Raw genomic sequence first — 24,251 nt, forward strand, 5'->3', positions numbered from 1 at the left:
GGCGATTGCCGGGCGGGCTTGTCCCTGGCGTGTTGCGAGCGCAACCTGAACCAAGGGGGACTGACTATGCTGCGCAATATCCTGATCTTCGGCGCGATCGGCGGGCTGATCGCCGGCGGCGCGATCTCCGTCGCCGTGCTGCTCCTGAAACAGCATTCGATGGCGTTCGGCTATCTGAGCATGCTGGTGGGGCTGAGCACGATCTTCGTCGCGATCAAGCGCCAGCGCGACGTGGCGCAGGGCGGCGTGATCGGCTTCATGACCGCGCTGGGCATGGGCGTGGCGATGAGCGTGGTCGCCGGCATCTTCTATGCGCTCGCCTGGGAAGTGGTGCTGCAGATGATCGGCGGCCCCGGCGCCTTTATCGACGGCTTCGCCAACGCGATGCTCAAGGGGCTGAGCGGCGACGCGCTGGCCAAGATGACGGCGGAGGTCGAGTCGATGCGGGCGAGCTATCGCAACCCGCTGTTCCGGCTGCCGATGACGTTCATGGAGATCTTCCCGGTCGGCCTGTTCGTCGCGCTCGTCTCGGCCGGGCTGCTGTGCAATCGCCGCTTCCTGCCGGCGCGCGCGGCCGCCTAGCCGAGCGCCACGGCGCGGCCAGGATCGTACATCCGCACGATCCAGCTGATATAATAGGCCAGATAGAAGAGCGCGAAGAGGAGCTGATAGCGCTGGTTGCGCGTGCGGACCGCGACCAGCGCCAGCAATGTGACCAGCGCCAGGCGCACCATATATTCGGGGCCGAGCGCCGCGAGATAGGCGCGCCCCTTGATCGCGGTATCGGCCAGGTCGATCGCCATCGAGGCAATGAACAGCGCGAAGAACCAGCCGCGGCGCGACAGGAAATAGTCGCGGTAATCGGCATATTCCTCGAGCGCGTCGGGGAAGAGCAGATTGGCCATCAGCGCGAACAGATAGGCGTAGAGCAGCACGAACAGGAAGGTCTCGAACCGCCACTGGACGATCGCCGCGAGTCCGAACTCCCACCACCAGAAATGGGTGGCGGAGATCAGCACGATCAGCACCCAGAGCAAGTGGACCGGATAGACCTTCAGCTTGCCCGGATGCTGGATGAAGCGCGCCATGCCCGAGAGGAGGCGCGTGATCGCGATGCCCAGCACGATGCTGATGATCACGCGGATATGGAGGTAGAGTTCGTGGCCGGCCGCCGGATCGGGAGGCGCGGCCGGGGTCATGGTCAGGCCGGCAGCCGCGGTTCGGTCCGTTCCCAATACCAGGCCCAGATCAGCGCGAAGACGCTTAGCGCCAACCAGAGGATCCATGCCAGGATCGTGGCAAACTGGGCAAACAGCGCCGCCACGCAGGCCGAGCCAAGCAGGACGAAGAGATAGCTGCGCAGCGGGCGCGCCACGCGCTTTGCCAGGAACCACGCCGCGAACCCGGCAAGCGCCATGGCGCCAAGCCCGATCAGGGTCCGGATATCGAACTCACCGCGCAGGACCGGGATGATCACCCAGATCAAAAGGAGCAGATAGGCGACCCAGAGCTGCTCGCGGATCGCCCGCATCGGCTCAGGCCGCCCGGCGCAGTTCCAGCCGGCCCCAGATCTCGACCAGCGCATCGACCAGGTCGCGCATCATGCCCTCGTCATGCGCGGGGCCGGGGGTGAAGCGCAGCCGCTCGGTGCCGCGCGGCACGGTCGGATAGTTGATCGGCTGGACGTAGACGCCATACTCGGCGAGCAGGATGTCGCTGATCTTCTTGGCCTTGACCGGATCGCCGACCATCAGCGGCACGATGTGGGTGGTCGAGGCCATCACCGGGAGGCCGGCATCGGCCATCATCGCCTTGAGCTTCGCCGCCGCAGCCTGCTGGCCGTCGCGCTCTTCCGACGAGCCCTTCAAATGCCGCACGCTCGCCAGCGCGCCGGCGACGAGCACGGGCGACAGCGAAGTGGTGAAGATGAAGCCCGGCGCATAGCTGCGGATCACATCGATGATCATCTGATCGGCGGCGATATAGCCGCCCATCACGCCGAACGCCTTGCCGAGCGTGCCCTCGATGATCGTCAGCCGGTCGGCCAGGCCTTCACGGTCCGAGATGCCGCCGCCGCGCGGGCCGTACATGCCGACGGCATGGACCTCGTCGAGATAGGTCAGCGCGTTATACTTGTCGGCCAGGTCGCAAATCTCGGCGATCGGCGCGATATCCGCGTCCATTGAATAGACGCTCTCGAACGCGATCAGCTTGGGGACATTGGCGTCGTCCGCCGCGAGCAGCTCTTCCAGATGCGCGAGATCATTGTGGCGGAAGACGCGCTTCTCGCAGCCCGAATTGCGGATGCCCGCGATCATCGACGCGTGGTTGAGCTCGTCCGAATAGACGATGCAGCCCGGCAGCACCTTGGCGAGCGTTGAGAGCGTCGCTTCGTTCGAGACATAGCCCGAGGTGAAGAGCAGCGCATTCTCCTTGCCGTGGAGATCGGCGAGCTCATGCTCGAGATCGACATGGTAATGCGTGTTGCCGCCGATGTTGCGCGTGCCGCCCGAGCCGGCGCCGACATCGTGGAGGGCTTCCTCCATCGCCGCGATCACCTTGGGATGCTGACCCATCGCCAGATAGTCGTTCGAGCACCAGACGGTGATCGGCTTCGGGCCGTTATGGCCGGCGAAGCAGCGCGCATTGGGGAACATGCCCTTGTTGCGCAGGATGTCGATGAACACGCGGTAGCGGCCCTCGGCGTGCAGCCGGTCGATCGCGGAGGTGAAGACCCGACCGTAATCGACGGGCACAGGGCTGTCTGCACTGCTCATGCGGCGTTCCTATCGCCAAATTCCGGCGATTTCCAGTTGGACATAATGCCTAATCGCGCGGGCCGACACTGTCTTGACCGAAAACAAAAGCAAGGCGGCGCAAAATTGATGTGGGTTGTGCGCGAAGTGACTCAAATGTGGTATGAAAATGCCATCGCGAACGACTCGCTACCAAGCATGTTCGCGGCTGAGAGACCAGCGTGCTCCCGCTTGCGGACGGAGCGTCACATGAGCGCCAGGGACCAGGAATATTTTGCGAAGCGCGCGCGTCAGGAGCGCGAATATGCCGAGCGCAGCGACGACATGACCGCGCGCCGCGTGCATCAGGAAATGGCCGAGCGCTATTCGGCCCGGCTGCGCGATATCACCGTCGCGGTTTCGGCTTCGGCGCAGGCCTGAAGGGGCTAAACGGGACTTCGCGTACTGCTCCCGGCGAGGGCCGGGGGCCCGGGATCGGCGCAGCTGGCGAGGCGATCCACCCTCTCGAACGACATCGCAACTGGGCCCCGGCCTTCGCCGGGGAGCAGCTTTTATCCCGCTAGTCGGGTTTAAAGCGCCTCGATCTCGACCAATCCGTACCGCGCCAGCGCAGGTCCCAGCATGTCGGTGCGGGCGCTACGGGCAGTGAAAACCGCCCTGCCCGGCGCCGGCGATGCCGGCCATGATTGGCCCTCGGTGAGCGCGGCGACTCGCCGGGCGATGCCGGGGCCGCCATCGACGAAGCGCACCGGATGCGGTGCCGCCGCGGCAAGCTCGGCCGCTACCAGCGGGAAATGCGTGCAGGCGTTGACGATCAGGTCGATCCGGTCGCCGCCCGGCTGATCGAAAAGACCGGCAAGCACCGCGCGCATCCGCTCGGGGAGCGGCGGTACGCCTTCGAGCGAAGCCTCCGCAATCTCAACCAGCTCGGCCGAGCCATGGCGCAGCACGGTGCAATCGCCGGCGAAGCGCGCCGCGAGATCGTCGACATAGGGTTGGCGCACCGTCGCCTCGGTGCCGAGCACGCCGATCACGCGCGTCTGGCTGAGCAGGGCGGCGGGCTTGATCGCGGGAACGGTGCCGACGATCGGCACGTCGAGTGCGGCGCGGACGTGGTTCAGCGCAATCGTCGAGGCGGTATTGCAGGCGATGACGATCAGCCGCGGATCATAGCGCTCCGCCAGCCGCCCGAGCAAAGCCGGCACGCGCGCGGCGATCTCGGCTTCGCTGCGCGTGCCATAGGGAAAGCCGGCCGAATCGGCGACATAGACGAGCGGCGCATGCGGCAGCAGCGCGGCGGTGGGTGCGAGCACCGAGAGCCCTCCCATGCCGGAATCGAAGAACAATATGGGACGGCTGTCGGTCATCGTGCGCGGGGCATGGCTCCGCGCCGGAGGACCGTCAACCGCCCCGAGTTGGGAAACACCTCTTGCGAGGATCAGTTGGCCGGCTTGCGCGGCTTCCAGTTTGCCGGAATGCCGGTGACCGCGATCATGGAGCGTCCGCCGGCGATATATTCCTCGCGGCTGATCTTGCCGTCGCCATTCTTGTCGTTGCGCTCGAGATACATCGACTTTGCCACCTCGAGCGATACCGGCTTGTACGGCTCGCTGCCGACCTTGACGCGTGCCGACCTGATCGGAAGTTCGCCGATTTCGAGATAGCCGGACTTGTCGCGATCCATGATGTCGAAGTTCGAGCTCAGAAACTCCGCCGCCTGCTCCGGCGTGGCCGGCACCCGCGGCCCTTCATATCGCTTGCCCTGGTGTTGCGGCACGGGCGCATCCTGCAGCACCGGTGCCCCGCCGTGCAGCGTCAGCGCGAGCGCCGTCGCGATTGCGATGCTCATCATGATCCCTCCAATCCACCACCAGCGCCTGTCGCCGGTGCTGGAGAGGCGCTGGACGGGTTCGGGGCCGGCGGCGAGGTCCGGCGCATGGGGTACCAGCGACTGGGACTCGGCCTGGACGAGCAGCCGCGCGGCCTGGAGCGAGGAAGACACGCCCAGCTTGGTGCGCGCCATCTTGATCCGCTTCTCGACCGCGTGCGGCGAGACGCCGAGCTCCAGCGCCATTTCCTTGGCGGTCTGGGGCAACAGGCGGCGGCGCAGGCATTCCTTCTCGTTCTCGGTCAGCCGGGCGATCGCCGCCCGCATCCTTTCGTCCAGCACGCCCTACTCCCGCCCACAGGCGCGCAAACCTAGGCGAAAGTCGAGTTTCGCCCAAGTCGGAGCGATTGGTACCCCATCCACATTGCGCCCCTGCCGTCAGCCACTATGTTGGACCGCGACAAGGGGGAGCGTTTCTTGACGATCGATACAGCCATCGGCCCGGTAGGCGTTTTGCTGCTCGGCTATCTGCTGGGCTCGATCCCCTTCGGGCTGCTGCTTACGCGCTTCTTCGGCGCGGGCGACCTGCGCCAGATCGGCTCGGGCAATATCGGCGCGACCAATGTGCTGCGCACCGGCCGCAAGGGGCTGGCGGCGGCGACGTTGCTGCTCGATCTCGCCAAGGGCGCGGCGGCGGTGCTGATCGCCGGCGCGCTGCTCCCGGGCGGCGGCGTGCTGGGTGGCCTGGCCGCATTCATCGGCCATTGCTACCCGGTGTGGCTCCGCTTCAAGGGCGGCAAGGGCGTAGCGACCATGATGGGCGTGGTGCTGGCGCTGCACTGGCCCTCGGGCATCGTCTTCGCGCTCGTCTGGCTCGGGCTGCTCGCGGTGCTGCGCATCTCCTCGCTGGCCGGCATGAGCGCGGCGATCAGCGCGCCGGTGAGTGCGGCGTTCTTCGGGCGGATCGACATCGTGCTGATGCTGCTCGCGCTGGCGATGATCGTGCTGTGGAAGCATCGCGCCAATATCGACCGGCTGCTCAACGGCACCGAGCCGCGCGTCGGCAGCAAAAGTGGCTGACACGCGCGAGGCACGGCTAAGGCTGCTGCGCTCCGCCAATATCGGCCCCGTTACCTATGCCCAGCTGATCCAGCGTTTCGGCAGTGCCGAGGCGGCGCTAGACGCGCTGCCGATGCTCGCGGCGCGCGGTGGCGGACGGGCGCCGGTGATCGCCGATTTGGGGCTGGTGCGGCGCGAGATCGCCGCGGTCGAGCGACTTGGCGCGCGCTATCTGTTCCTTGGGGATGACGACTATCCCGGGCTGCTGGCCGAGCTGGACAGCGCGCCACCGGCACTGATCCTGCGCGGACGGCTGGAATTGCTCGACCGACCGGTGGTCGCGATCGTCGGCGCGCGCAATGCCTCGGCCGCGGCATGCCGCTTCGCCCGCCAGATCGCGCTGGGGCTTGGCGAGGCGGGTGTGACGGTGGTCTCCGGGCTGGCGCGCGGGATCGATACCGCAGCGCATATCGGATCGATCGGTAGCGGCACGGTGGGCGTGATCGCCAGCGGGATCGACATCGCCTTTCCGCCCGAAAATGCCGAATTGCAGGAGCGCGTGGCGCGCGAGGGCCTGCTGATCGCCGAGCAGCCGCCGGGCACCGAGCCGCTGGCGCGCTTCTTCCCGTCGCGCAACCGGATCATCGCCGGGCTCGCGCTCGGCACGGTGGTGGTCGAGGCGGCGCCGCGATCGGGCTCGCTGATCACCGCGCGGCTCGCCAATGAGGCGGGGCGCGAGGTCATGGCGGTGCCCGGCTCGCCGCTCGATCCGCGGGCGCAGGGGTGCAATTTGCTTATCCGCGAGGGCGCGACTTTGGTGCAGGGCGTGGACGATGTGCTCGAGATGATCCGCCCGATCGACGCGCGGGCGGTGCGCTCGCCGGTGGCCGGCTGGCAGGGGCCACCGCCCGAAGATGCCAGCGATGGCGATCGACGCGCAGTGACGGGATTGCTCGGACCGGTGGCGGTGAGCGTCGACGAACTGATCCGCCAGTCGGGGCTGGCGCCGGCAGTGGTGCAGACGGTGCTGCTCGAGCTGGAACTGGCCGGGCGGCTGGAGCGCCATGCCGGCGGGCGGGTGAGTTTGACCTCCGGATGATCTATCTCGCCTTTCTGTTTCTGCTCCTGTTCACGGGCTTTTTCGTTCGCGAAACGATCGTGTCGCTGCGCCGAGGATCGGTCCGCAACCGGGGGCGCAGCTACGGGCGGGAGGATCGGCCGGTCAGCTTCTGGTTTGGGATTGCCAGCTGGATCCTGAACGCATCCGCGGGCGCGGTGGCCACCGTGCTGCTCGCGCTGTCGAAACTCGGCTAGCGCGCCCTAGCAAGTTACGGGACCGTTCCTACATCGCGGCCACAAACCCCTCCCCAAGGAGCCCGAACATGGCCGACGCACCCGATCCCGCGAACAACCAGCCCGCCGGCTATGTGCCCCCCAAGGTGTGGCAGTGGGAGGCGGGCAATGGCGGCCAGTTCGCCAATATCAACCGGCCGGTCTCGGGCGCGACGCATGATGCGCCGCTGCCGGTGGGCGAGCATCCGATCCAGCTCTATTCGCTCGGCACGCCCAACGGGCAGAAGGTGACGATCCTGCTCGAGGAGCTGCTCGCCGCCGGTCACAAGGGCGCCGAATATGACGCCTGGAAGATCAACATCGGCGAGGGCGCGCAGTTCGGCAGCGGGTTCGTGAGCATCAACCCCAACTCGAAGATCCCGGCGATGGTCGACCATTCGGTCGAGCCCAATATTTCCGTGTTCGAGAGCGGCGCGATCCTGGTCTATCTCGCCGAGAAGTTCGGCGCGTTCCTGCCGAGCGATCCGGCGAAGCGCGCGCAGACGATGAGCTGGCTGATGTGGCAGATGGGTTCGGCGCCGTTCCTGGGCGGCGGCTTCGGCCATTTCTTCGCCTATGCGCCGTTCAAGATCGAATATGCGATCAACCGCTATGCGATGGAAGTGAAGCGCCAGCTCCATGTGCTCGACACGCATCTGGCGACGAACAAGTTCATGGTCGGCGACGACTATACGATCGCCGACATCGCGATCTGGCCCTGGTATGGCGGCGTGGCGCGCGGCGATGCCTATGCCGGCGCGGCCGAGTTCCTCAACATCGGCGAATATGAACATTTCAACCGCTGGGCCGCCGAAGTCGGCGAGCGCGAGGCGGTGCAGCGCGGGCGGCTGGTCAACAAGGGCTCGGGCCCCGAGGACCAGCGCGTCCCCGAGCGCCACTCGGCGGCGGACATCGACGCGGTGCGGGCGAAGATGCTCGCCTAGCGGCCGATATATTCCACCCGCGCCGTGCCGGAGGCCCAGACGGGCAGGTAAAGCCCCTGCCCGGCTGCCTTTAGCTGGCCGGTACGGACGCCGGTGATGTCGGCGCGGATCACGAAGTCGCCGGCGCGCTTCTGGACGATGGCGCGCTGGACCTTGCCGAGCAGCTTGTCGAAATCCTTGGTGAAGTTCTGGGTGAGCTCCTCGGCCAGCACCTCGGAGATTGCCGGGGCCTGGACCAGCCGGACGAGCAGGTCGCCGCCGATCCTGTCGGTATCGCCCGATACGCTCAGCTGCTCGAAATGGACGCGCTGCGAGCCGGGCGCATTGACCGGCACGGCGGTGAGCCAGACCAGGCCATGCGTCTCGGCAGCGCCGTTCTGCGGTTTTGCGGCGATCGTCAGTCCCACGGCGATCCGGCCGCCGGTGGCGCCATAGCCGGTGATCTTCTCGAAGCGCGCAGTGACCGGGCCGATGCCGGGGATGTCGAAGGGCCGCTTCGCCCGCTTGGTGAGCGCCTTCTGGAGCACGGGCTCGAGCTGGGCATAGTCGGCGATCACCGGCAGGAAGAAGCTCAGCTTCGAGCCGGCGGCGTCATGCCCGAGCGGCGGCAGCGGAGTCGGCGCGGGATCGGCGGGGCGCGGGCCGACAAAGGTCTCGGTGAGCGCCGACAGGCCGAGACTGAGGCGCAGGCGATTGCCCGACAGGCGATAGCCGCCATAGCTCAGCTTCTGCGGGGTGATCCGCATCCAGACCGGCGGGTTCTCCTCGTTGAGCTGGAGCGAAGTGAAGCTCTGCCGCCAGGCGCCGGCCACCTGGGCGCGGATGTTGAGCTTGGCGATTTCCTGCGGCAGCTTGCGCTCGAGGTCACGCACCACCGGCGCGAGCTTCTCATCCGCCTTGTCGGTGAAGGTGATCCGCTTGCCGAGAAAATCGATGCCGGGCGCGGTCGTCCAGCTATAGGCGAGGCGCACCGTAGCGCGGGCCTGCCAATTCTCGGTCATCGTCAGGCGGATGCGGGCACGGACCATCGCCGAACCCGTCGCCGTCTCCCCCTTCAGGAACCCGCCGACATGACGCGCCGCGATATTGGCGCGGATCGGTACATCCGCGACGATCTCGTCGCCCTCGCCGCGTAGCCGAATGGCGGAACGCGTGACGGTGCCGACGACGGTGCAGCCGAGATCGGGGCTGACCTTGATCTTGGCCTTGAACAGCTTGACCCGCTGGGCGGGCACGCATTTGTCGACCTGCTGGTTGATCGACCAGAGCGTGCGCGGCACCGCCTGCTCGATCGCACGGGCTAGCACCGAGACCTGGACGTCGAGCGGCACGTCGATCGCGGAAAGCTCATGCGGCACCTCGACCGTGTCGGTCGCGTGGGGCGGCGGCTCGACCTTGCCGGTCCGCAGGAACAGCAAAAGCATCGCCGCCAGGCCCGCCGCGAGCACCACCAGCAGCACGCCGATGATCCAAAGCCGGCGGTGGCGAAAGGCGCTGCGGGTCATGGGCTGGGCGTCGGGCAATCTTTCTGCTCCCCCTGGACGTGCGCCGATGATACCCGCGAACTCTTACCAAGTTCCAGATCAACCGGCTTGACGGCCCCTGTCGTCGCTCCCCACCTTACACGCGTACACGTGAGGATCGCTTACCCCCCATGCAGCTCGTCATCGTAGAATCGCCGGCAAAGGCGAAGACCATCGAGAAATATCTCGGCAAGGACTATCGCGTCCTGGCCTCCTACGGCCATGTCCGCGACCTGCCGGCGAAGGACGGCTCCGTCGATCCCGATGACGGGTTCGCGATGGATTGGGAAACCTATGCCGACAAGTCGAAGCAGCTAAAGGCGATCACCGACGAGGCGAAGAAGGCCGACCGACTGATCCTCGCAACCGACCCTGACCGCGAGGGCGAGGCGATCAGCTGGCACGTGCAGGAAGTGCTGCGGCTCAAGAAGGCGCTGCCCAAGGAAGTCGAGCGCGTCACCTTCAACGCGATCACCAAGCCGGCGATCCTGACCGCGATGGAGCATCCGCGCGAGCTGGATACCGACCTGATCGACGCCTATCGGGCGCGCCGGGCGCTCGACTATCTGGTCGGCTTCACGCTGTCGCCGGTGCTGTGGCGCAAGCTGCCGGGCGCCAAATCGGCCGGCCGCGTCCAGTCGGTCGCGCTGCGCATCATCGTCGATCGCGAGCGCGAGATCGAAAGCTTCAAGGCCCAGGAATATTGGTCGGTCACCGCCGACATGGAACAGGACGGCACGCCCTTCCAGGCGCGCATGGTCAAGTACAAGGGCGACAAGCTCGACCGCCTGTCGATCGGCGACGGCAAGACCGCCGAGGCAGCGAAGAAGGCCGTCGAGGAAGGCCGCTTCACCGTGGTCTCGGTCGAAACCAAGCCGGCGATGCGCAACCCCGCCGCGCCCTTCACCACCTCGACGCTGCAGCAGGAAGCCGCGCGCAAGCTGGGCTTCTCGGCCAGCCACACGATGCGGATCGCGCAGGGCCTCTATGAGGACGGCGCGATCACCTACATGCGTACCGACGGCGTCCAGATGGACCCGGGCGCGATCCAGGAGGCCCGCAAGGCTGTCGCGACGCGCTATGACGGCAGCTATGTGCCGGACAAGCCGCGCATCTACACCACCAAGGCGAAGAACGCCCAGGAAGCGCACGAGGCGATCCGCCCGACCGACTTCAGCAAGGACAAGGCGGGCTCGGGCGACCATGGCCGGCTCTACGAGCTGATCTGGAAGCGCGCGCTGGCCAGCCAGATGGCGAGCGCCCGGATGGAGCGCACCACGATCGACCTGGAGGATGCGACCAGCCAGCACGGGCTGCGCGCCACCGGCCAGGTGGTGATCTTCCCCGGCTATCTCGCGCTCTACGAAGAAGGCCGCGACGACGAGGGCGACGAGGATTCGCGCCGCCTGCCGCGGATGAGCGAAGGCGCGACGCCGGCGAAGAAGGCAGTCAACGCCGAACAGCACTTCACCCAGCCGCCGCCCCGCTTCAGCGAGGCATCGCTGGTCAAGCGGATGGAGGAGCTCGGCATCGGCCGCCCTTCGACCTATGCCTCGGTCATCCAGGTGCTCAAGGACCGCGCCTATGTCCGCCTCGAGAAGAACCGTTTCTTCGCCGAGGAGAGCGGGCGGCTGCTGACCGCGTTCCTCGAGCGCTTCTTCCAGAAATACGTCAATTACGACTTCACCGCCGAGCTGGAGGAGGAGTTGGACGACGTGTCGGGCGGGCGCGCCCAGTGGCAGGCCGTGCTCGAGGCGTTCTGGAAAGACTTCAAGCCGCGCACCGCCGATGTGATGGAGCAGAAGCCGTCGGACATCACCGCGGCGCTCGACGAGTTCCTGGCGCCCTATCTCTTCCCGGAAAAGGCGGACGGCAGCGATCCGCGGGCATGCCCTAATTGCGCGGGCGGGCGGCTGGCGCTGCGCGGCGGCAAGTTCGGCGCGTTCATCGCCTGCTCGAATTATCCCGAGTGCAAATATACCCGCCGCTTCGCCCAGCCGGGCGGCGAGGAAGGCGCGGATAGCGGCCCCGAGACGCTGGGCAACGATCCCGACACAGGCCTGCCGGTCGAGCGCAAGTCGGGCCGGTTCGGGCCCTACATCCAGCTTGGCGAAGGCAAGGAAGCGGCGCGCGCGTCGATCCCGAAGGACGTCGAGCTCGACCTGGAACTGGCGCTGAAGCTCCTGAAGCTGCCGCGGGTGATCGGCGATCACCCGGAGACGGGCAATCCGATCACGGCCTCGATCGGCCGCTATGGCCCGTATCTGGCGCATGACGGCAAATACGCGCGGCTGCAGGGCACGATGGAAGTGTTCGAGACGGGCATGAATGCCGCGGTGGTCAAGCTGGCCGAGGCGGCGGCGAACGCTGGCCGTCCGGCGCGGGGCGCCTCGCGCGAGCCGTTGAAGGTGCTCGGCAAGCATCCGCGTACCGAAGCCGAGATCAAGCTGATGGACGGCCGCTACGGCGCCTATGTCACCGACGGCGAGACCAATGCTACGCTGCCCAAGTCGATCGACAAGGACCAGCTGACGCTTGAGGAAGCCGCCCAGCTGATCGACGCACGCGCGGCGGCGGGTCCTGCGAAGGGCAAGGGGAAGAAGAAGGCGGCGGCGAAGAAGCCTGCGGCCAAGAAGGCGCCTGCCAAGAAGGCGGCGGCGAAGAAGCCGGCAGCGAAAAAGGCTGCTGCGGCGGAATAAGCTGTCCCCCGGCGAAAGCCGGGGCCCAGGGTCACAAGCGACCCGGCAGAGAAACCCTGGGCCCCGGCTTTCGCCGGGGATCCAGTGGTTGCTACGAGCCTAGGTTACGCCGCCCGCACCTCGAAGCCGCGGAGCCATGCACGTGCGGCCTTCTGCGCTTCGATGATCTCGCGCGCCGACATGTCCTCGGCGATTTCGGCGCGGCATTCCTGCGCGCGCTGGTCGCCCGTGACTGCGGCGATGTTGAACCACTTATGGGCCTCGATCAGATCGACGCCGATGCCGTCGGCACCGCTCGAATAGACCATACCCAGATCATAACACGCGTTGGCATCGCCGCGGGCCGCGTCACGCAGCCGGCTCTCGATTAGGAAACGCGCACTCTTCAGGCTGCTGCCCATGTCGCTCACCCCTGTTAACCACACCCTTTCGTGGTGGCTTGGGGTTTGACACCTGAATTCGAAACAAATGGTTAACAGCGTTAACTGTAAATATTCAGGTCCGTACTTACTCGGGTACGGCGATATTATCGATCAGCCGGGTGCCGCCGATCCGCGCAGCGGCGAGCAGGCGCATCGGCCGGCCGGCCTCCGGCGCACCGAGATTCTCGGCATCGGCGAGCGCGACATAATCGACCTCGAAGCCGGCGGCGGCGAGCGTCTCGCGTGCCTGGGCCAGCGCCGCCTCGGCATCGCCGCCCTCGGCGATCGTGCGGGCAACCGCACCGAGCGCACGCGGGAGCGCGACGGCCTTGGCGCGGTCTTCGGGCATCAGAAAGGCATTGCGCGACGAGAGCGCGAGGCCGTCGTCATCGCGCTGGGTGAGCACCGACTGGATCTCGACGGGAAGGTTGAGATCGGTGGTCATGCGGCGGATCACCGCGAGCTGCTGCCAGTCCTTCTCGCCGAAGAACGCCAGGTCGGGCTGGACCTGGTTGAACAGCTTGGAGACTACGGTGGCGACGCCGTCGAAATGGCCCGGGCGGTGCGCGCCCTCCAGCACTTCGCTGACGCCCGAGACCGAGACGTTAGTCGCGAAGCCTTCGGGATAGACCACTTCGACCGGGGGCATCCATAGAACGTCGACGCCCGCGCCGGTGAGCAGGCGCGAATCCGCGGCCTCCTTGCGGGGATATTTGGCAAGGTCCTCGTTCGCGCCGAACTGCTTCGGATTGACGAAGATCGAGACGACGACGCGGTCCGCGGAGCGCCTGGCCGCGTCGACCAGCGCCATATGCCCGTCATGCAGCGCCCCCATGGTGGGGACGAGAGCGATACGCTCGCCGGCCTGGCGCCAGGCGGAAATCGCCTCGCGAAGGGCTTCGAGCTGACGGACTGTTTGCACGCGTTAACACTTTCGATAAGACGGAAGCGCGGCCTTCTATGGGGGGGAGCCGGCGCGATCAAGTAAGGGATGTTGTAGGTTGAGCGAAGGGTCGAAGCGACTGCACGTTCTGGTTTTCGCGAACGAGAAGGGTGGGACGGGCAAGTCCACCACCGCCGTTCACACTGCGATCGCCCTTGCCTCGAAGGGTGCGCGCGTCGCCTGCTTCGATCTGGACCACCGCCAGCGGACGATGGGGCGCTATCTCGACAACCGCGCCGCGACCAGCAAGCGGATGGGGCGCGAGCTGCCGATGCCGGTCTATGACACGCATGACGGCGAGAGCATGTCCTATTTCTCCGAGGCGCTCGACAAGCTCGGCGAAGGCGCGGACTTCCTGGTGATCGACACGCCGGGCCGCGACGACAAGTTCGCGCGCATCGCAGTGACCAATGCCGACACGCTGGTCACGCCGATGAACGACAGCTTCGTCGACTTCGACCTGATCGGCCAGGTCGACCCCGATACCTTCAAGGTCGTCCGCCCGAGCTTCTATTCCGAGCTGATCTGGGAATCGCGCAAGCGCCGCGCCAAGGCGGACGGCGAGACGATCGACTGGGTGGTCCTGCGCAATCGCATGCAGCATATCGAGGCGCGCAACATGAAGCGCGTGTCCGAGGCGATCGACCAGCTTTCCAAGCGCGTCGGCTTCCGGGTGATCTCGGGGCTTTCGGAGCGCGTGATCTATCGCGAGCTGTTCCCGCAGGGGCTGACGATGCTCGACAGCCGCGAGTTCGGCGAGATGGGCCTGGCGCACGTCGCCGCGCGCCAAGAGCTGCGCGAGATGATGGCCGGGCTCGCCCTTCCCGAAGTCACCATGCCGCTGTTCGCCTGATGCTCTTCAAGCTGCTCATTGCCGCCGGCGTGCTCTACGCGCTCTACCAGCTCGTGCTGAAGCCGCGCTCCAAGGGACCGCGCATGCCCGAGGACGAGGCGCGCGCGATCCTGGGGATCACCGCCGAGGCGGACGAGGCGGACATCCGCGCGGCGCATCGCCGGCTGGTCAGCGCGGTGCATCCCGACAAGGGCGGATCGGCCGAGCTGACTCGCCGGATTAATGCGGCGCGCGACACCTTGTTACGCCTTCGCAATTGAACTTTCCGGCCCGCTCGGGGATTAGGCGGGCACCAGTTCCCCCGGAGGCTTTATGACGCACCGTTTCGACCCCACTTCACTGCGCGAGTATGACATTCGCGGGATCGTGGGAGAGGCTCTTGGCCCTGACGACGCGCGCGCGATCGGCCGCGGCTTCGCCACGCTGCTGCGCCGCGCCGGCGGCACCCGCGTGGCAGTGGGCCGCGACGGCCGCCTGTCCTCGCCGATGCTCGAGGAAGCGCTGATCGAGGGGCTCACCGCCTCGGGCTGCTCGGTGGTGCGCACCGGCATGGGCCCGACCCCGATGCTATATTATGCCGAGGCTACGCTGGAGGTGGATGGCGGCATCCAGATAACCGGCAGCCACAATCCCGGCCATTATAACGGCTTCAAGATGGTGTTTCAGCACACCAGCTTCTTCGGCGAGAAGATCCAGCTGCTCGGCAAGATGGCCGCGGAAGGCGATTGGGACGACGGCGACGGCAGCGAGACCGTGACCGACGCCGATGTCGAGGACCTTTATGTCAGCCGCCTGCTCGCAGGATATGCCGGCGGCGCCTATCGCGTCGGATGGGATACGGGCAATGGCGCCGCCGGCCCGGTGATCGAGAAGCTGGTGAAGCTGCTCCCGGGTGAGCACCACACGTTGTTCACCGATGTGGACGGCAATTTCCCCAACCATCATCCCGATCCTACCGAGGAAAAGAACCTCGCCGATCTGAAGAAGCTCGTCGCCGACAAGCAGCTCGATTTCGGACTTGCCTTTGACGGTGATGGCGACCGTCTGGGCGCGATCGACGGAGAGGGCCGCGTGATCTGGGGCGATCAGCTTCTGTCCATTTTGGCTGAACCTGTTCTGCGCGTGGAGCCCGGCGCGACGATCATCGCCGATGTGAAGGCGTCGCAAATGCTGTTCGACCGAGTCGCAGAGCTCGGCGGCAAGCCCCTGATGTGGAAGACCGGGCACAGCCTGGTGAAGACCAAGATGAAGGAAACCGGCGCGCCGCTGGCCGGCGAGATGAGCGGCCACATCTTCTTCGCGCAGGATTATTACGGCTTCGACGACGCGCAATATGCCGCGATCCGGCTGATCCAGGCAGTCCATGTCATCGGCAAGTCGCTGACTGCGCTCAAGGACGCGATGCCCAAGCTGGTCAACACGCCCGAGATGCGTTTCCAGGTCGACGAGAGCCGCAAGTTCGCAGTGGTGGACGAAGTGCTCGACCGGCTCGAGGCCTCGGGCGCCGAGGTCAACCGCACCGACGGCGCACGCGTGAACACGCCCGACGGCTGGTGGCTGCTGCGCGCCTCGAACACGCAGGACGTGCTCGTCGCCCGCGCGGAGGCGAAGGACCAGGCCGGACTCGACCGGCTGCTCGCGCAGATCGACGACCAGCTCGCACAGAGCGGGTTGGTGCGCGGGGAGCAGGCGGCGCACTGAGCCCACCTCCCTCTCCCCGCAGGCGGGGGGAGGGAGATAAGACTCGCATTTTGGTGCTTTCACCCCCACATGCGCGGTTATGGCGTCATCCCACCCGCCCATCATCCGAGTCATCGATCTGGAGACTACCGGCGACAAGCCGCCCGCGCACGCCGTGGTCGAGATCGGCTGGCAGGACGTCGCGCTGGGCAAGGACGGGCGCTGGGAGCTGTACGGCGAGGGCGGCAACCGGATGGTCAATCCGGGCCGGCCGATCCCGCCGCTGACCATGGCGATCCACCATATCCGCGACGAGGATGTTGCCGACGCGCCCTGGTGGCACGACGTCGCGCGACCGATCCTCGATCCCTGGCCGCGCCGCGTGGCGCTCGCCGCGCACCGCGCGACTTTCGAGGAGCAATATTGCACGCCTGCGCTCACCCGCGGCGCCGACTGGATCTGCACCTGGAAATGCGCGCTGCGGCTCTGGCCGGACAGCGGCGGTTTCTCGAACCAGTTCCTGCGCTATTGGCGCAATCCCGAGGGGCTGGTGCACGAACGCGGCCTGCCCGCGCACCGAGCTTTCCCTGACGCTTATGTCACCGCGCACCATCTGCGCGACATGCTCAACGAAGCGAGCATCGCCCAGCTAATCGAATGGTCGAAGCTGCCCGGACTGCTGCCCCGCGTCCGCTTCGGGCCCGATCGCGGCAAGGAATGGAGCGAGATCGACGATGATTCGCTCAATGGCTTCCTGGGCGACCGCGACGAGGACATCCGCTTCACCGCACAGACCGAGCTGGCGCGGCGGCGCGGCGGTGGCCCCGTCGGCCGCGACGCGTCGACGCAGAATCTGCTGTTCTGACCTAGCGCTTGCCCGCGATCAGCCAGCGCACCCCTTCGAGCACGATCCCGTAGACCAGATGCGAAGCCGCGCCATAGGCGTGGACTTCAAGTGAGGTGTCCTCCGGCCCCGGCGCCAGGCCGGCGGCGGGCACCGCGACTTCATCGAGCAGCGCGCTGGTGGCGATGCCATAGGCACTGCCGAAGCCGGCGCTCGCATCGGGCTGATATTCGGTGATCACCCCGTAAATGCCGCCGAGCACCGCGCCGGTGATATAGTGGATCGCCTGCCCCGCCTGCTCGCGATAATCGTCAGGCACCGGCGCATCGAGGATCGTCTCGCTCGCCTTGTCGGCAGCCTTTACCGTGGAGGGATCCCCACCCTTGTCATCCTCGGGCAGGAGCTTCCCGGCGGCATGCTGGAACGCCGCCATCGCCGCCGAGGCGACAAGCCCCGCGGCAACGCCGGCGAGCAGGCCGAGAAAGGGACGGGGCTTTGCCATTTCGGTCTCCGGCGCAGGGAGGAGCGCGCCGCCCCTCCCTGCCCGGCTCAACCGGTCACATCAATATTGGATGCGCTCTGCCTTGAGATTGTGCTTGGCGAGATAGGTCTGGACGCTGTCGCTGCCGGCGAGATGCCCCGCACCGACCGCGATGAACACCGTGCCCGGCTGCGCCATCCGCGCGGTGATCCAGTCGGCCCAGCGGGCGTTGCGATCGGACAGGACGACCTTGGCCAAGTCCGGCGTCTTGCGCATCTCTTCGTTGAGCGTGTCGCCGAGCGCGACCGGATCGCCAGCGGCCCATTGCACGACCATCTTGTCGAGCGTCGGCCCCGCGTTCTTATACTCGTCGACCGTGTTGACCAGGAACTTGATCTGCTGCTCGGCAGGCAGCTTGTCGAAGAAGCCAAGCTGCTCCTCCGCGGTCTCGAGACCAACCATTTTCTTGTTCGCAGCCTTGGCGGCTTCGGTGATCGTGCGCTCCGCGCCGCTGTTCGGATCATAGCCGAGCTTCTGCAGCGGGGCGATGCTGAGCGTCATCGCCGCGAACCACGGCTCAAAGCGATCGAGGGCTACGGCGGGCATGCCGAGATCGGTGAGCGCGGCGGCATAGGGCGCGCGGCTCGCCTCGGGCAGCTTCTCGGTGAGCGTCGGATCGGTGGCCGGCGCCAGCGCCGTCTTCATGATCAACGCCTGCATCGTCGGCAGATCGGGCTCGAGCATCTCAAGCACCACGGTGTCGCTCTTGTCGAACGCGGCCTTCACCGCTTCGTCGAACCAGCTGAGGCCGGGCTTGAGGACATGGACGGTGCCGAACAGATAGATGGTGGTGTCGGCATCCTTGACCACCCAGATCGCCGGATCGGCGTCCTTGGTGACGGGCGCCGGAGCAGCCTGCGCGGGCGCCGCCTGGGCATAGGCGACCGCGGGCAGCGTGAGCGCCATGGCAATGCCGGCTACAGCGGCGAGCAGCTTCTTCTTCAACATGCGGGATACACTCCAGTTGCGCGGCCTCTCAGGGCCGGAGTTTCTTCCAGAAATAGGCGGCGGCCATGACGATCATGGTCGCAATGAACAGGGCCTCATGGTCGGGCTCGGGCACCACGGCGCCCTTCCAGAGGAAATACCAATTGGCATAGGCGATCAGGTAGAAGTTGAGCGCGATCGTGCTGGCCAGATAATTGTCGCGCCGCTCGACCTCGTCGACGCTGCGCAGGAACCACCAGGTGCCGCCGCCGATGCCGAGCGTCAGCAGGACCACGATGCCGATCGCCACTGCGGCGGGCAGCACGCCCTGATTATGCTCCATCACGACCATTCCGGCGCCGATCACGCCGCCGAGCAGCATGAAGCCGGCCATCAGCCCCCAGAAACGGTTGCTGCGCGACTTTTCGGCGCGCTCGCCGGGACCCTCAGTCATCCTCGCCTCCCGACTCTGCATCGGAAAATATCTCCTCGATGGGCATGGCGAACAGTCGCGCGATCTTGAAGGCGAGCGGCAGCGACGGATCGTACTTGCCGGTCTCGATCGCATTCACCGCCTGGCGCGACACGCCGAGCCGGCCGCCAAGCTCCGCCTGGCTCCAGTCGCGTTCGGCACGCAGCACTTTCAGGCGGTTTCGCAACGGTTGGCCATGTCCCTATGACCTGACACTCTGTCAGGCACACCTTACATAGCGAGTCGCACGGCGCTGTCAACAACACCTGACATAGTGTCAGGCTTGGCTAGCTTGCGATTTCCTTGATCGGGGTGCCGGCATCGGCGATCCGGGCCGGATCGATGGCAAGCCCCTCCACCACCAGCTTGCGGCCCTGGACATAGTCCCTGACCGCATTGACGCAGTCGAGCGCGATCACCCGGCCATCGCGGTAATAGACCAGGGAGAAGCTGCGCGTGGCGGGATCACCGCGGACCACCGCCGCGTCATGGCCGGCGGAGAGCCCGACGGTCTGGAGCTTGAGGTCGTACTGGTTGGACCAGAACCAGGGGACGGCGTCGTAGCTGGCCTCGACTCCGCAGATCGCCTTGGCCGCGACCGTGGCCTGATCATTGGCGTTCTGGACCGACTCCAACCGGATCGCGGCGTCGGCGGCGTAGCGGTTGGCATGGAGCGCGCAGTCGCCGATCGCGAAGATGTCGGGCAGGCTGGTGCGGCACTGCTCATCGACCAGCACGCCATTGCCGCCCGCCGCGCCGGCGTCGAGCAAGGGCGCTACGGCGGGGACGACGCCGATGCCGACAATCGCCATTTGCGCGGGGATGACCTCGCCGCTCGCCAGGCGGACGCCGGTGACGGTCTCGGTGCCCTCGATCGCCTCGACCTGGACGCCCAGGCGGATCTCGACGCCGTGCGCACGGTGCTCGGCCTCGAAGAAGCGCGACAGCGGCTCGCCGGCGACGCGGGCGAGAACGCGGTCCTGCGCTTCAAGCACGGTGACCTGTTTGCCGAGCTTGGCGAGCACCGCGGCGGCCTCGAGCCCGATATAGCCGCCGCCGATCACCGCGACGCGGGTGACGCCGTCCAGCTCGCGCATCATCTGGTCGACATCGGCGCGGGTGCGCACGGTGTGGATGCCGGCAAGCTGGTGGCCGTCGCAGGACAGGCGGCGCGGTTTGCCGCCGGTCGCCCAGATCAGCTGGCCGTATTCGATCGTCTCACCGTTCGCGGTGACCTTGTGGCCGACGGGATCGACGGCGGTGACGGTGCGGCCGGGGAGCATCGTCACGCTGCGCTCTTCCCAGAAGGCAGCATTGCGGATCAGCAGCCGCTCGAAGACCTTCTCGCCCGAGAGATATTCCTTGGAGAGCGGCGGGCGCTCATAGGGCAGCTCGGGCTCGTCGCCGAGCAGCGCGATCGTCCCCTCGAACTTGTTCTGGCGGAGCCCGATCGCCGCCTGGGCGCCGCCATGGCCGGCACCGACGATGAGGACGTCATACTTCATGCCTTCAGCCTTTCGGCGTGCCAGGCGATGTGATCGCCTAGAAAGGTCGAGACGAAATAATAGCTATGGTCATAGCCCGGCTGGAGCCGCTGGGTGAGCGCGATGCCCGCCTTGCCGCAGGCGGTGGCGAGCAGGTCGGGGCGGAGTTCCTTTTCGAGGAACGGGTCACTGGTGCCGGTATCGATGAGCAGCTCGGGCAGGCGGGCGCCTTCCTCGATCAGCGCGACCGCGTCATATTCACGCCAGCCTGCCTCGTTGCGGCCGAGATAGCCGGCCAGCGCCTTCTGTCCCCAGGGCACCTGGCTGGGCGCGACGATCGGCGAGAAGGCCGACACCGAGCGGAAGCGGTCGGGATTGCGAAGGCCAATGGTGAGCGCGCCGTGGCCACCCATCGAATGGCCGGTGATCCCCTGGCGCGTCATATCGGCCGGAAATTCGGCGCCGATCAGCGCGGGCAACTCCTGCTCGATATAGGCACGCATCCTGAAATGCGTGGACCAGGGTTCCTGGGTGGCATCGAGATAGAAGCCCGCGCCCTGGCCGAAATCATAGGCCTCGTCATCGGGCACGCCCGGACCGCGCGGGGACGTGTCGGGTGCGATCAGGATGACGCAATGCTTGGCGCACGCGGCTCGATACTCGCCCTTTTCGGTGACGTTGGCGTGGGTGCAGGTGAGGCCGGAGAGATACCAGAGTACCGGCAGGCGCGCGCCAGGCTCGTGCTCGGGCACGAAAGCCGAGAAGGTCATCGCGGTACCGGTGACGGCGGAGGCGTGGCGATACACACCCTGCACGCCGCCATGTGCCTTGTTCGAGGAGAGGCGTTCCATGCCGGGTCCCTTCAGCGGAATACAATCGTGCGGTTGCCGTTGAGGAAGACGCGGTGCGCGCCCACCCATTGCACGGCCCGGGCAAGCACCAGCGCCTCGATATCGCGGCCGATGCGGATCATGTCCTCGACCGAGGCGCGGTGATCGACCCGCTCCACCGCCTGCTCGATGATCGGCCCCTCGTCGAGATCGCTGGTGACGAAATGCGCGGTGGCGCCGATCAGCTTCACGCCACGCTCGTGCGCGCGGTGATAGGGCCGGGCGCCCTTGAAGCCGGGCAGGAAGCTGTGGTGGATGTTGATGCACCGCCCTGCCAGGCGATCGGCGAGCGCGGACGACAGAACCTGCATGTAGCGCGCGAGGATCAGATAATCGGCGCCCGCGTGCTCAAACTCGGCGAGCAAGGCGCCCTCCTGCGCTCCCTTGCTTTCGGGCAGCCGGGTGAAAGGTAGCCCGTGCCATTCGGTAAGGTCGCGCAGCGTGTCGTGGTTGGAGACGACCCCGGCGATATCGACGCCCAGGCTACCGGTCTTCCAGCGGTGGAGCAGGTCGTTGAGGCAATGCGAGCCCTTCGACACCGCGATCAGGACGCGCGGGCGCGCGCCCGCCTCTGCCAGCGCCCAATCCATGCCGAAGCGCGCCGCGACGGGCGTGAACTGCGCGCGAAGAAGCGCAGTCTCGAACGGTGCAGCCGCCGCCTTGAACTCGACGCGCATGAAGAAGCGGCCGGCATCGAGATCGGCATATTGCTGGCTGTCGAGGATGAACCCGTCACGCTCGGCGAGGAAGCCGCTTACCGCCGCGACGATGCCCGGCCGATCCTCGCAATCGAGGGTGAGGATCCAGGCCGGGGGCGTCACGCGGCCACCACCGGTTGCTGCGGCGATCCCTCGCCGAGATTGTGGGTGCCGCCCGGCTCGATGTTGATCATGCGCACCTCGCCATGCCGGGCGACGGGGCGATGCTCGACGCCGCGCGGGACGACGTAGAGCTCGCCGGGGCCAAGCGTCACCGTGCGGTCGCGCAGCTCGATGTCGAGCACGCCGTCGATCACCAGGAAGAAATCATCGGTGTCGTCATGGCTATGCCAGACAAACTCGCCCTCGACCTTCACGATGCGCACGTCGTTGCCATTGTAGCTGGCGACGAGCCGCGGCGCCCAATGCTCGGAGAAGGTGGCGAACTTCTCCGCAAGGTTCACCACCCCGTCCATCAGTAGACCACAACGCTGCGGATGCTCTCGCCGGCGTGCATCAGGTCGAAGCCCTTGTTGATTTCGTCGAGCGTGAGGACGTGCGTGATCATCGGGTCGATCTCGATCTTGCCGTTCATATACCAGTCGACGATCTTGGGCACGTCGGTGCGGCCCTTGGCGCCGCCGAACGCAGTGCCGCGCCAGTTGCGGCCGGTGACGAGCTGGAACGGGCGGGTGGAGATCTCCTTGCCCGCCTCGGCCACGCCGATGATGATGCTGGTGCCCCAGCCGCGGTGGCACGCCTCGAGGGCGGTGCGCATCACTTCGGTGTTGCCGGTGCAATCGAAGGTATAGTCGGCGCCGCCATCGGTGAGCGCAAGGATCGCAGCGATGGTTTCGTCACGCGACTTGCCGCGGCCATCGATGAAGTCGGTCATGCCGAAGCGGCGGCCCCATTCCTCGCGGTCCGGGTTGATGTCGACGCCGATGATCTTGTTGGCGCCCGCCATCTTCGCGCCCTGCAGCACGTTGAGGCCGATGCCGCCCAGACCGAACACGACGATATTGTCGCCGACCTGCACCTTGGCGGTGTTGACCACCGCGCCGACGCCGGTGGTGACGCCGCAGCCGATATAGCAGCTGGTCTTGAACGGCGCGTCCTCACGGATCTTCGCGACGGCGATCTCGGGCAGCACGGTGAAGTTCGAGAAGGTCGAGCAGCCCATATAGTGGAAGATTGTCTGGCCCTTGTAGCTGAACCGCGACGTGCCGTCGGGCATCAGCCCCTTGCCCTGCGTGGCGCGGATCGCAGTGCACAGGTTCGTCTTGCCCGAAAGGCACGACTTACACTGGCGGCATTCGGGGGTGTAGAGCGGGATGACATGGTCGCCGGGCTTCACGCTGGTCACGCCCGGGCCGACTTCGCGGACGATACCGGCGCCTTCATGGCCGAGCACGCTGGGAAAGATGCCTTCCGAGTCGAAGCCGTCGAGCGTGTAGGCATCGGTGTGGCAGATGCCCGTCGCCATGATCTCGACCAGGACCTCGCCCGCCTTGGGGCCTTCGAGGTCGAGCTCAACGATTTCGAGCGGCTGTTTCGCTTCGAAGGCGACGGCGGCGCGGGTCTTCATGGGGCTTGCTCCTTGTTCGCCGGCGTGATCGTGGAAACGCCGCCGAGTTGCAAGGCATCAAGCCGTCAGCGCGCACGCCGGTCTTCGGGGCGGTAAAGGGTGAGGAAGATGCCGCCCCACCAGAGAATGCCCGCGAACCCGGCGAATTCGAGGAAGGGGCGCGAAAAGCCCGAGACGAAGACGAGACCCGCAAAGACCAGCCCGGCGAGTTGCACCCAGCCCGGCAGGCTGCGCGCGGAGCGGGCCTCGCGCACCGTCAGCGTCACCCAGAGCGCAATCCCGGCGTGGCCGAGCAAGGTGAGCGTGGCGACGAGGTCGGCACGCGGCGAAACCCTGCCCTGACCGAGGAAAGCCGCCGCCTCGATGGTGAAATGCGCGGCGACGACCAGGCAGAGGATGCCGGCGACCCCGGTAAACAGCGCGACGTCGCGCCCCGGCGTGCGTGGCCCGATCGGCCCGGCGAGCGTCCACATCGCGAGCAGCAGCGCGCCGGCGAACACGCAGCGGACGATCTCGCTCGCCAGCAACAGCCCCCAATAGGCCTGCGCCGGTTCGAGCTTGCCCCGAGCAATCGCAGTGAACGGGTCTGCCGCACCGGCCAGGTCGTGCGCGACGTCGCCCAGCACGATCAGCGCGATCGTGAACAACAGGCAGAGCAAGGCCGCAACCGTGCCGAAGGGCCTTCCGCTATCGCCGATAAAGGGGCGCTGCATCGCCTGTCTCCCGTGTGTGTTGCTACCATAATACACTCATAAGTCCGGCGCGGCA

General features: G+C 66.7%; 29 protein-coding genes. 11 read left to right on the forward strand and 18 right to left on the reverse strand.

The window, feature by feature from the left end; all coding sequences use genetic code 11:
- Window positions 1-66: 66 nt before the first annotated feature.
- Window positions 67-582, forward strand: a complete 516-nt coding sequence (locus tag HZY97_RS09005; RefSeq protein ID WP_180142716.1) for a DUF4199 domain-containing protein — start codon at window positions 67-69, stop codon at window positions 580-582.
- Here the strand turns inward: HZY97_RS09005 and HZY97_RS09010 are convergent.
- The 3 genes from HZY97_RS09010 to hemA are packed head-to-tail and all read right to left on the reverse strand — an operon-like array spanning window position 579 to window position 2,777.
- The gene (locus tag HZY97_RS09010; protein ID WP_257214965.1) at window positions 579-1,235 is read right to left on the reverse strand and encodes a hypothetical protein; all 657 of its coding nucleotides are present in this window, start codon (window positions 1,233-1,235) and stop codon (window positions 579-581) included. The two genes, HZY97_RS09005 and HZY97_RS09010, sit on opposite strands and share 4 nt — an antisense overlap.
- Entirely contained in the window at window positions 1,202-1,531 is a 330-nt protein-coding gene (locus tag HZY97_RS09015; protein WP_180142718.1) for a hypothetical protein, read from the reverse strand. The genes HZY97_RS09010 and HZY97_RS09015 overlap by 34 nt, the downstream gene beginning before the upstream one ends.
- Window positions 1,532-1,535: 4 nt before the next feature.
- The gene (gene hemA, locus HZY97_RS09020; RefSeq protein ID WP_180142720.1) at window positions 1,536-2,777 is read right to left on the reverse strand and encodes a 5-aminolevulinate synthase; all 1,242 of its coding nucleotides are present in this window, start codon (window positions 2,775-2,777) and stop codon (window positions 1,536-1,538) included.
- 228 nt (window positions 2,778-3,005) lie between these two features.
- Here hemA and HZY97_RS09025 point away from each other — a divergent pair, with 228 nt between their 5' ends.
- Window positions 3,006-3,176 (forward strand): hypothetical protein, encoded by a 171-nt coding sequence (locus HZY97_RS09025; RefSeq protein ID WP_180142722.1) that lies wholly within the window; start codon window positions 3,006-3,008, stop codon window positions 3,174-3,176.
- A 149-nt stretch (window positions 3,177-3,325) separates the two neighbouring features.
- Here the strand turns inward: HZY97_RS09025 and murI are convergent, their stop codons facing one another.
- Window positions 3,326-4,123: a glutamate racemase gene (murI, locus tag HZY97_RS09030; protein ID WP_180142724.1), complete on the reverse strand. Its 798-nt coding sequence runs from the start codon at window positions 4,121-4,123 to the stop codon at window positions 3,326-3,328.
- A 71-nt stretch (window positions 4,124-4,194) separates the two neighbouring features.
- Complete coding sequence (locus HZY97_RS09035; RefSeq protein ID WP_180142725.1) at window positions 4,195-4,926, reverse strand: sigma factor-like helix-turn-helix DNA-binding protein; 732 nt, start codon at window positions 4,924-4,926, stop codon at window positions 4,195-4,197.
- Window positions 4,927-5,031: 105 nt separating this feature from the next.
- Here HZY97_RS09035 and plsY point away from each other — a divergent pair, with 105 nt between their 5' ends.
- From plsY to yghU, 4 genes are all read left to right on the forward strand, one after another.
- Window positions 5,032-5,664: a glycerol-3-phosphate 1-O-acyltransferase PlsY gene (gene plsY / locus HZY97_RS09040; RefSeq protein WP_180142727.1), complete on the forward strand. Its 633-nt coding sequence runs from the start codon at window positions 5,032-5,034 to the stop codon at window positions 5,662-5,664.
- Window positions 5,657-6,742, forward strand: a complete 1,086-nt coding sequence (gene dprA, locus HZY97_RS09045) for a DNA-processing protein DprA (RefSeq protein WP_180142729.1) — start codon at window positions 5,657-5,659, stop codon at window positions 6,740-6,742. The genes plsY and dprA overlap by 8 nt, the downstream gene beginning before the upstream one ends.
- Window positions 6,739-6,957 carry a hypothetical protein gene (locus HZY97_RS09050; RefSeq protein ID WP_180142731.1) on the forward strand — a complete coding sequence of 73 codons (219 nt, stop codon included), beginning with the start codon at window positions 6,739-6,741 and terminating at the stop codon, window positions 6,955-6,957. The genes dprA and HZY97_RS09050 overlap by 4 nt, the downstream gene beginning before the upstream one ends.
- A gap of 68 nt (window positions 6,958-7,025) precedes the next feature.
- The gene (gene yghU, locus HZY97_RS09055) at window positions 7,026-7,919 is read left to right on the forward strand and encodes a glutathione-dependent disulfide-bond oxidoreductase (RefSeq protein WP_180142733.1); all 894 of its coding nucleotides are present in this window, start codon (window positions 7,026-7,028) and stop codon (window positions 7,917-7,919) included.
- Here yghU and HZY97_RS09060 read toward each other — a convergent pair.
- On the reverse strand, window positions 7,916-9,424 hold the full coding sequence (locus tag HZY97_RS09060) for a DUF4403 family protein (protein WP_180142735.1): 1,509 nt from the start codon (window positions 9,422-9,424) through the stop codon (window positions 7,916-7,918). The genes yghU and HZY97_RS09060 overlap by 4 nt on opposite strands.
- A 149-nt stretch (window positions 9,425-9,573) precedes the next feature.
- Between HZY97_RS09060 and topA the strand changes: the two genes are divergently transcribed.
- On the forward strand, window positions 9,574-12,141 hold the full coding sequence (topA, locus tag HZY97_RS09065; protein ID WP_180142737.1) for a type I DNA topoisomerase: 2,568 nt from the start codon (window positions 9,574-9,576) through the stop codon (window positions 12,139-12,141).
- Window positions 12,142-12,245: 104 nt separating this feature from the next.
- Here the strand turns inward: topA and HZY97_RS09070 are convergent, their stop codons facing one another.
- Window positions 12,246-12,542, reverse strand: a complete 297-nt coding sequence (locus HZY97_RS09070; protein ID WP_180142739.1) for a hypothetical protein — start codon at window positions 12,540-12,542, stop codon at window positions 12,246-12,248.
- Window positions 12,543-12,648: 106 nt separating this feature from the next.
- A complete protein-coding gene (gene panC, locus HZY97_RS09075) occupies window positions 12,649-13,485 on the reverse strand; it encodes a pantoate--beta-alanine ligase (protein WP_180142741.1) in 837 nt (278 codons plus the stop codon).
- Between the two features lie 79 nt (window positions 13,486-13,564).
- Here panC and HZY97_RS09080 point away from each other — a divergent pair, with 79 nt between their 5' ends.
- From HZY97_RS09080 to HZY97_RS09095, 4 genes are all read left to right on the forward strand, one after another.
- Complete coding sequence (locus HZY97_RS09080; RefSeq protein WP_180142743.1) at window positions 13,565-14,359, forward strand: division plane positioning ATPase MipZ; 795 nt, start codon at window positions 13,565-13,567, stop codon at window positions 14,357-14,359.
- Complete coding sequence (locus HZY97_RS09085) at window positions 14,359-14,619, forward strand: DnaJ domain-containing protein (protein WP_180142745.1); 261 nt, start codon at window positions 14,359-14,361, stop codon at window positions 14,617-14,619. Before HZY97_RS09080 ends, HZY97_RS09085 begins: the two co-directional genes overlap by 1 nt.
- 52 nt (window positions 14,620-14,671) lie before the next feature.
- Window positions 14,672-16,060: a phosphoglucomutase/phosphomannomutase PgmG gene (gene pgmG / locus HZY97_RS09090; protein WP_180142747.1), complete on the forward strand. Its 1,389-nt coding sequence runs from the start codon at window positions 14,672-14,674 to the stop codon at window positions 16,058-16,060.
- A gap of 79 nt (window positions 16,061-16,139) precedes the next feature.
- Entirely contained in the window at window positions 16,140-16,904 is a 765-nt protein-coding gene (locus HZY97_RS09095) for an exonuclease domain-containing protein (protein WP_180142749.1), read from the forward strand.
- 1 nt (window position 16,905) lies between these two features.
- Here HZY97_RS09095 and HZY97_RS09100 read toward each other — a convergent pair whose 3' ends face one another.
- The 10 genes from HZY97_RS09100 to HZY97_RS09145 all read right to left on the reverse strand — a co-directional run bounded on the left by HZY97_RS09100 (window position 16,906) and on the right by HZY97_RS09145 (window position 24,196).
- Complete coding sequence (locus HZY97_RS09100) at window positions 16,906-17,385, reverse strand: DUF1440 domain-containing protein (RefSeq protein ID WP_180142751.1); 480 nt, start codon at window positions 17,383-17,385, stop codon at window positions 16,906-16,908.
- A gap of 60 nt (window positions 17,386-17,445) precedes the next feature.
- A complete protein-coding gene (locus tag HZY97_RS09105; RefSeq protein ID WP_257214966.1) occupies window positions 17,446-18,372 on the reverse strand; it encodes a TraB/GumN family protein in 927 nt (308 codons plus the stop codon).
- A gap of 28 nt (window positions 18,373-18,400) precedes the next feature.
- Window positions 18,401-18,805, reverse strand: coding sequence for a hypothetical protein (locus HZY97_RS09110; protein ID WP_180142753.1), 405 nt, complete (start codon window positions 18,803-18,805; stop codon window positions 18,401-18,403).
- Entirely contained in the window at window positions 18,798-19,010 is a 213-nt protein-coding gene (locus HZY97_RS09115; RefSeq protein WP_180142755.1) for a helix-turn-helix transcriptional regulator, read from the reverse strand. The genes HZY97_RS09110 and HZY97_RS09115 overlap by 8 nt, the downstream gene beginning before the upstream one ends.
- A 100-nt stretch (window positions 19,011-19,110) precedes the next feature.
- Window positions 19,111-20,328: an NAD(P)/FAD-dependent oxidoreductase gene (locus HZY97_RS09120; protein ID WP_180142757.1), complete on the reverse strand. Its 1,218-nt coding sequence runs from the start codon at window positions 20,326-20,328 to the stop codon at window positions 19,111-19,113.
- A complete protein-coding gene (gene fghA, locus HZY97_RS09125; RefSeq protein ID WP_180142759.1) occupies window positions 20,325-21,158 on the reverse strand; it encodes an S-formylglutathione hydrolase in 834 nt (277 codons plus the stop codon). Before fghA ends, HZY97_RS09120 begins: the two co-directional genes overlap by 4 nt.
- A gap of 11 nt (window positions 21,159-21,169) precedes the next feature.
- Complete coding sequence (gene purU, locus HZY97_RS09130) at window positions 21,170-22,000, reverse strand: formyltetrahydrofolate deformylase (RefSeq protein WP_180143183.1); 831 nt, start codon at window positions 21,998-22,000, stop codon at window positions 21,170-21,172.
- Window positions 22,001-22,014: 14 nt separating this feature from the next.
- Window positions 22,015-22,371, reverse strand: a complete 357-nt coding sequence (locus HZY97_RS09135; RefSeq protein ID WP_218942975.1) for a cupin domain-containing protein — start codon at window positions 22,369-22,371, stop codon at window positions 22,015-22,017.
- Complete coding sequence (locus HZY97_RS09140) at window positions 22,371-23,483, reverse strand: S-(hydroxymethyl)glutathione dehydrogenase/class III alcohol dehydrogenase (RefSeq protein WP_180142761.1); 1,113 nt, start codon at window positions 23,481-23,483, stop codon at window positions 22,371-22,373. The genes HZY97_RS09135 and HZY97_RS09140 overlap by 1 nt, the downstream gene beginning before the upstream one ends.
- 65 nt (window positions 23,484-23,548) lie before the next feature.
- Entirely contained in the window at window positions 23,549-24,196 is a 648-nt protein-coding gene (locus HZY97_RS09145; protein WP_180142763.1) for a hypothetical protein, read from the reverse strand.
- Between the last annotated feature and the right edge of the window lie 55 nt (window positions 24,197-24,251).

The sequence above is a fragment of the Sphingomonas sp. R-74633 genome (assembly GCF_013416555.1).
GTDB lineage: Bacteria > Pseudomonadota > Alphaproteobacteria > Sphingomonadales > Sphingomonadaceae > Sphingomonas.

Excerpts from the sequence above, each read along its gene's own strand:
- HZY97_RS09060 (WP_180142735.1), bottom strand. The coding sequence starts at position 9,424 with ATGACCCGCAGCGCCTTTCGCCACCGCCGGCTTTGGATCATCGGCGTG.
- HZY97_RS09005 (WP_180142716.1), top strand. The coding sequence starts at position 67 with ATGCTGCGCAATATCCTGATCTTCGGCGCGATCGGCGGGCTGATCGCC.
- murI (WP_180142724.1), bottom strand. The coding sequence starts at position 4,123 with ATGACCGACAGCCGTCCCATATTGTTCTTCGATTCCGGCATGGGAGGG.
- topA (WP_180142737.1), top strand. The coding sequence starts at position 9,574 with ATGCAGCTCGTCATCGTAGAATCGCCGGCAAAGGCGAAGACCATCGAG.
- pgmG (WP_180142747.1), top strand. The coding sequence starts at position 14,672 with ATGACGCACCGTTTCGACCCCACTTCACTGCGCGAGTATGACATTCGC.
- HZY97_RS09145 (WP_180142763.1), bottom strand. The coding sequence starts at position 24,196 with ATGCAGCGCCCCTTTATCGGCGATAGCGGAAGGCCCTTCGGCACGGTT.
- HZY97_RS09135 (WP_218942975.1), bottom strand. The coding sequence starts at position 22,371 with ATGGACGGGGTGGTGAACCTTGCGGAGAAGTTCGCCACCTTCTCCGAG.
- yghU (WP_180142733.1), top strand. The coding sequence starts at position 7,026 with ATGGCCGACGCACCCGATCCCGCGAACAACCAGCCCGCCGGCTATGTG.
- HZY97_RS09050 (WP_180142731.1), top strand. The coding sequence starts at position 6,739 with ATGATCTATCTCGCCTTTCTGTTTCTGCTCCTGTTCACGGGCTTTTTC.
- HZY97_RS09095 (WP_180142749.1), top strand. The coding sequence starts at position 16,140 with ATGGCGTCATCCCACCCGCCCATCATCCGAGTCATCGATCTGGAGACT.
- HZY97_RS09105 (WP_257214966.1), bottom strand. The coding sequence starts at position 18,372 with ATGTTGAAGAAGAAGCTGCTCGCCGCTGTAGCCGGCATTGCCATGGCG.
- HZY97_RS09140 (WP_180142761.1), bottom strand. The coding sequence starts at position 23,483 with ATGAAGACCCGCGCCGCCGTCGCCTTCGAAGCGAAACAGCCGCTCGAA.
- plsY (WP_180142727.1), top strand. The coding sequence starts at position 5,032 with ATGTTGGACCGCGACAAGGGGGAGCGTTTCTTGACGATCGATACAGCC.
- HZY97_RS09025 (WP_180142722.1), top strand. The coding sequence starts at position 3,006 with ATGAGCGCCAGGGACCAGGAATATTTTGCGAAGCGCGCGCGTCAGGAG.
- HZY97_RS09085 (WP_180142745.1), top strand. The coding sequence starts at position 14,359 with ATGCTCTTCAAGCTGCTCATTGCCGCCGGCGTGCTCTACGCGCTCTAC.
- HZY97_RS09015 (WP_180142718.1), bottom strand. The coding sequence starts at position 1,531 with ATGCGGGCGATCCGCGAGCAGCTCTGGGTCGCCTATCTGCTCCTTTTG.
- HZY97_RS09070 (WP_180142739.1), bottom strand. The coding sequence starts at position 12,542 with ATGGGCAGCAGCCTGAAGAGTGCGCGTTTCCTAATCGAGAGCCGGCTG.
- HZY97_RS09100 (WP_180142751.1), bottom strand. The coding sequence starts at position 17,385 with ATGGCAAAGCCCCGTCCCTTTCTCGGCCTGCTCGCCGGCGTTGCCGCG.
- hemA (WP_180142720.1), bottom strand. The coding sequence starts at position 2,777 with ATGAGCAGTGCAGACAGCCCTGTGCCCGTCGATTACGGTCGGGTCTTC.
- fghA (WP_180142759.1), bottom strand. The coding sequence starts at position 21,158 with ATGGAACGCCTCTCCTCGAACAAGGCACATGGCGGCGTGCAGGGTGTG.
- HZY97_RS09120 (WP_180142757.1), bottom strand. The coding sequence starts at position 20,328 with ATGAAGTATGACGTCCTCATCGTCGGTGCCGGCCATGGCGGCGCCCAG.
- HZY97_RS09110 (WP_180142753.1), bottom strand. The coding sequence starts at position 18,805 with ATGACTGAGGGTCCCGGCGAGCGCGCCGAAAAGTCGCGCAGCAACCGT.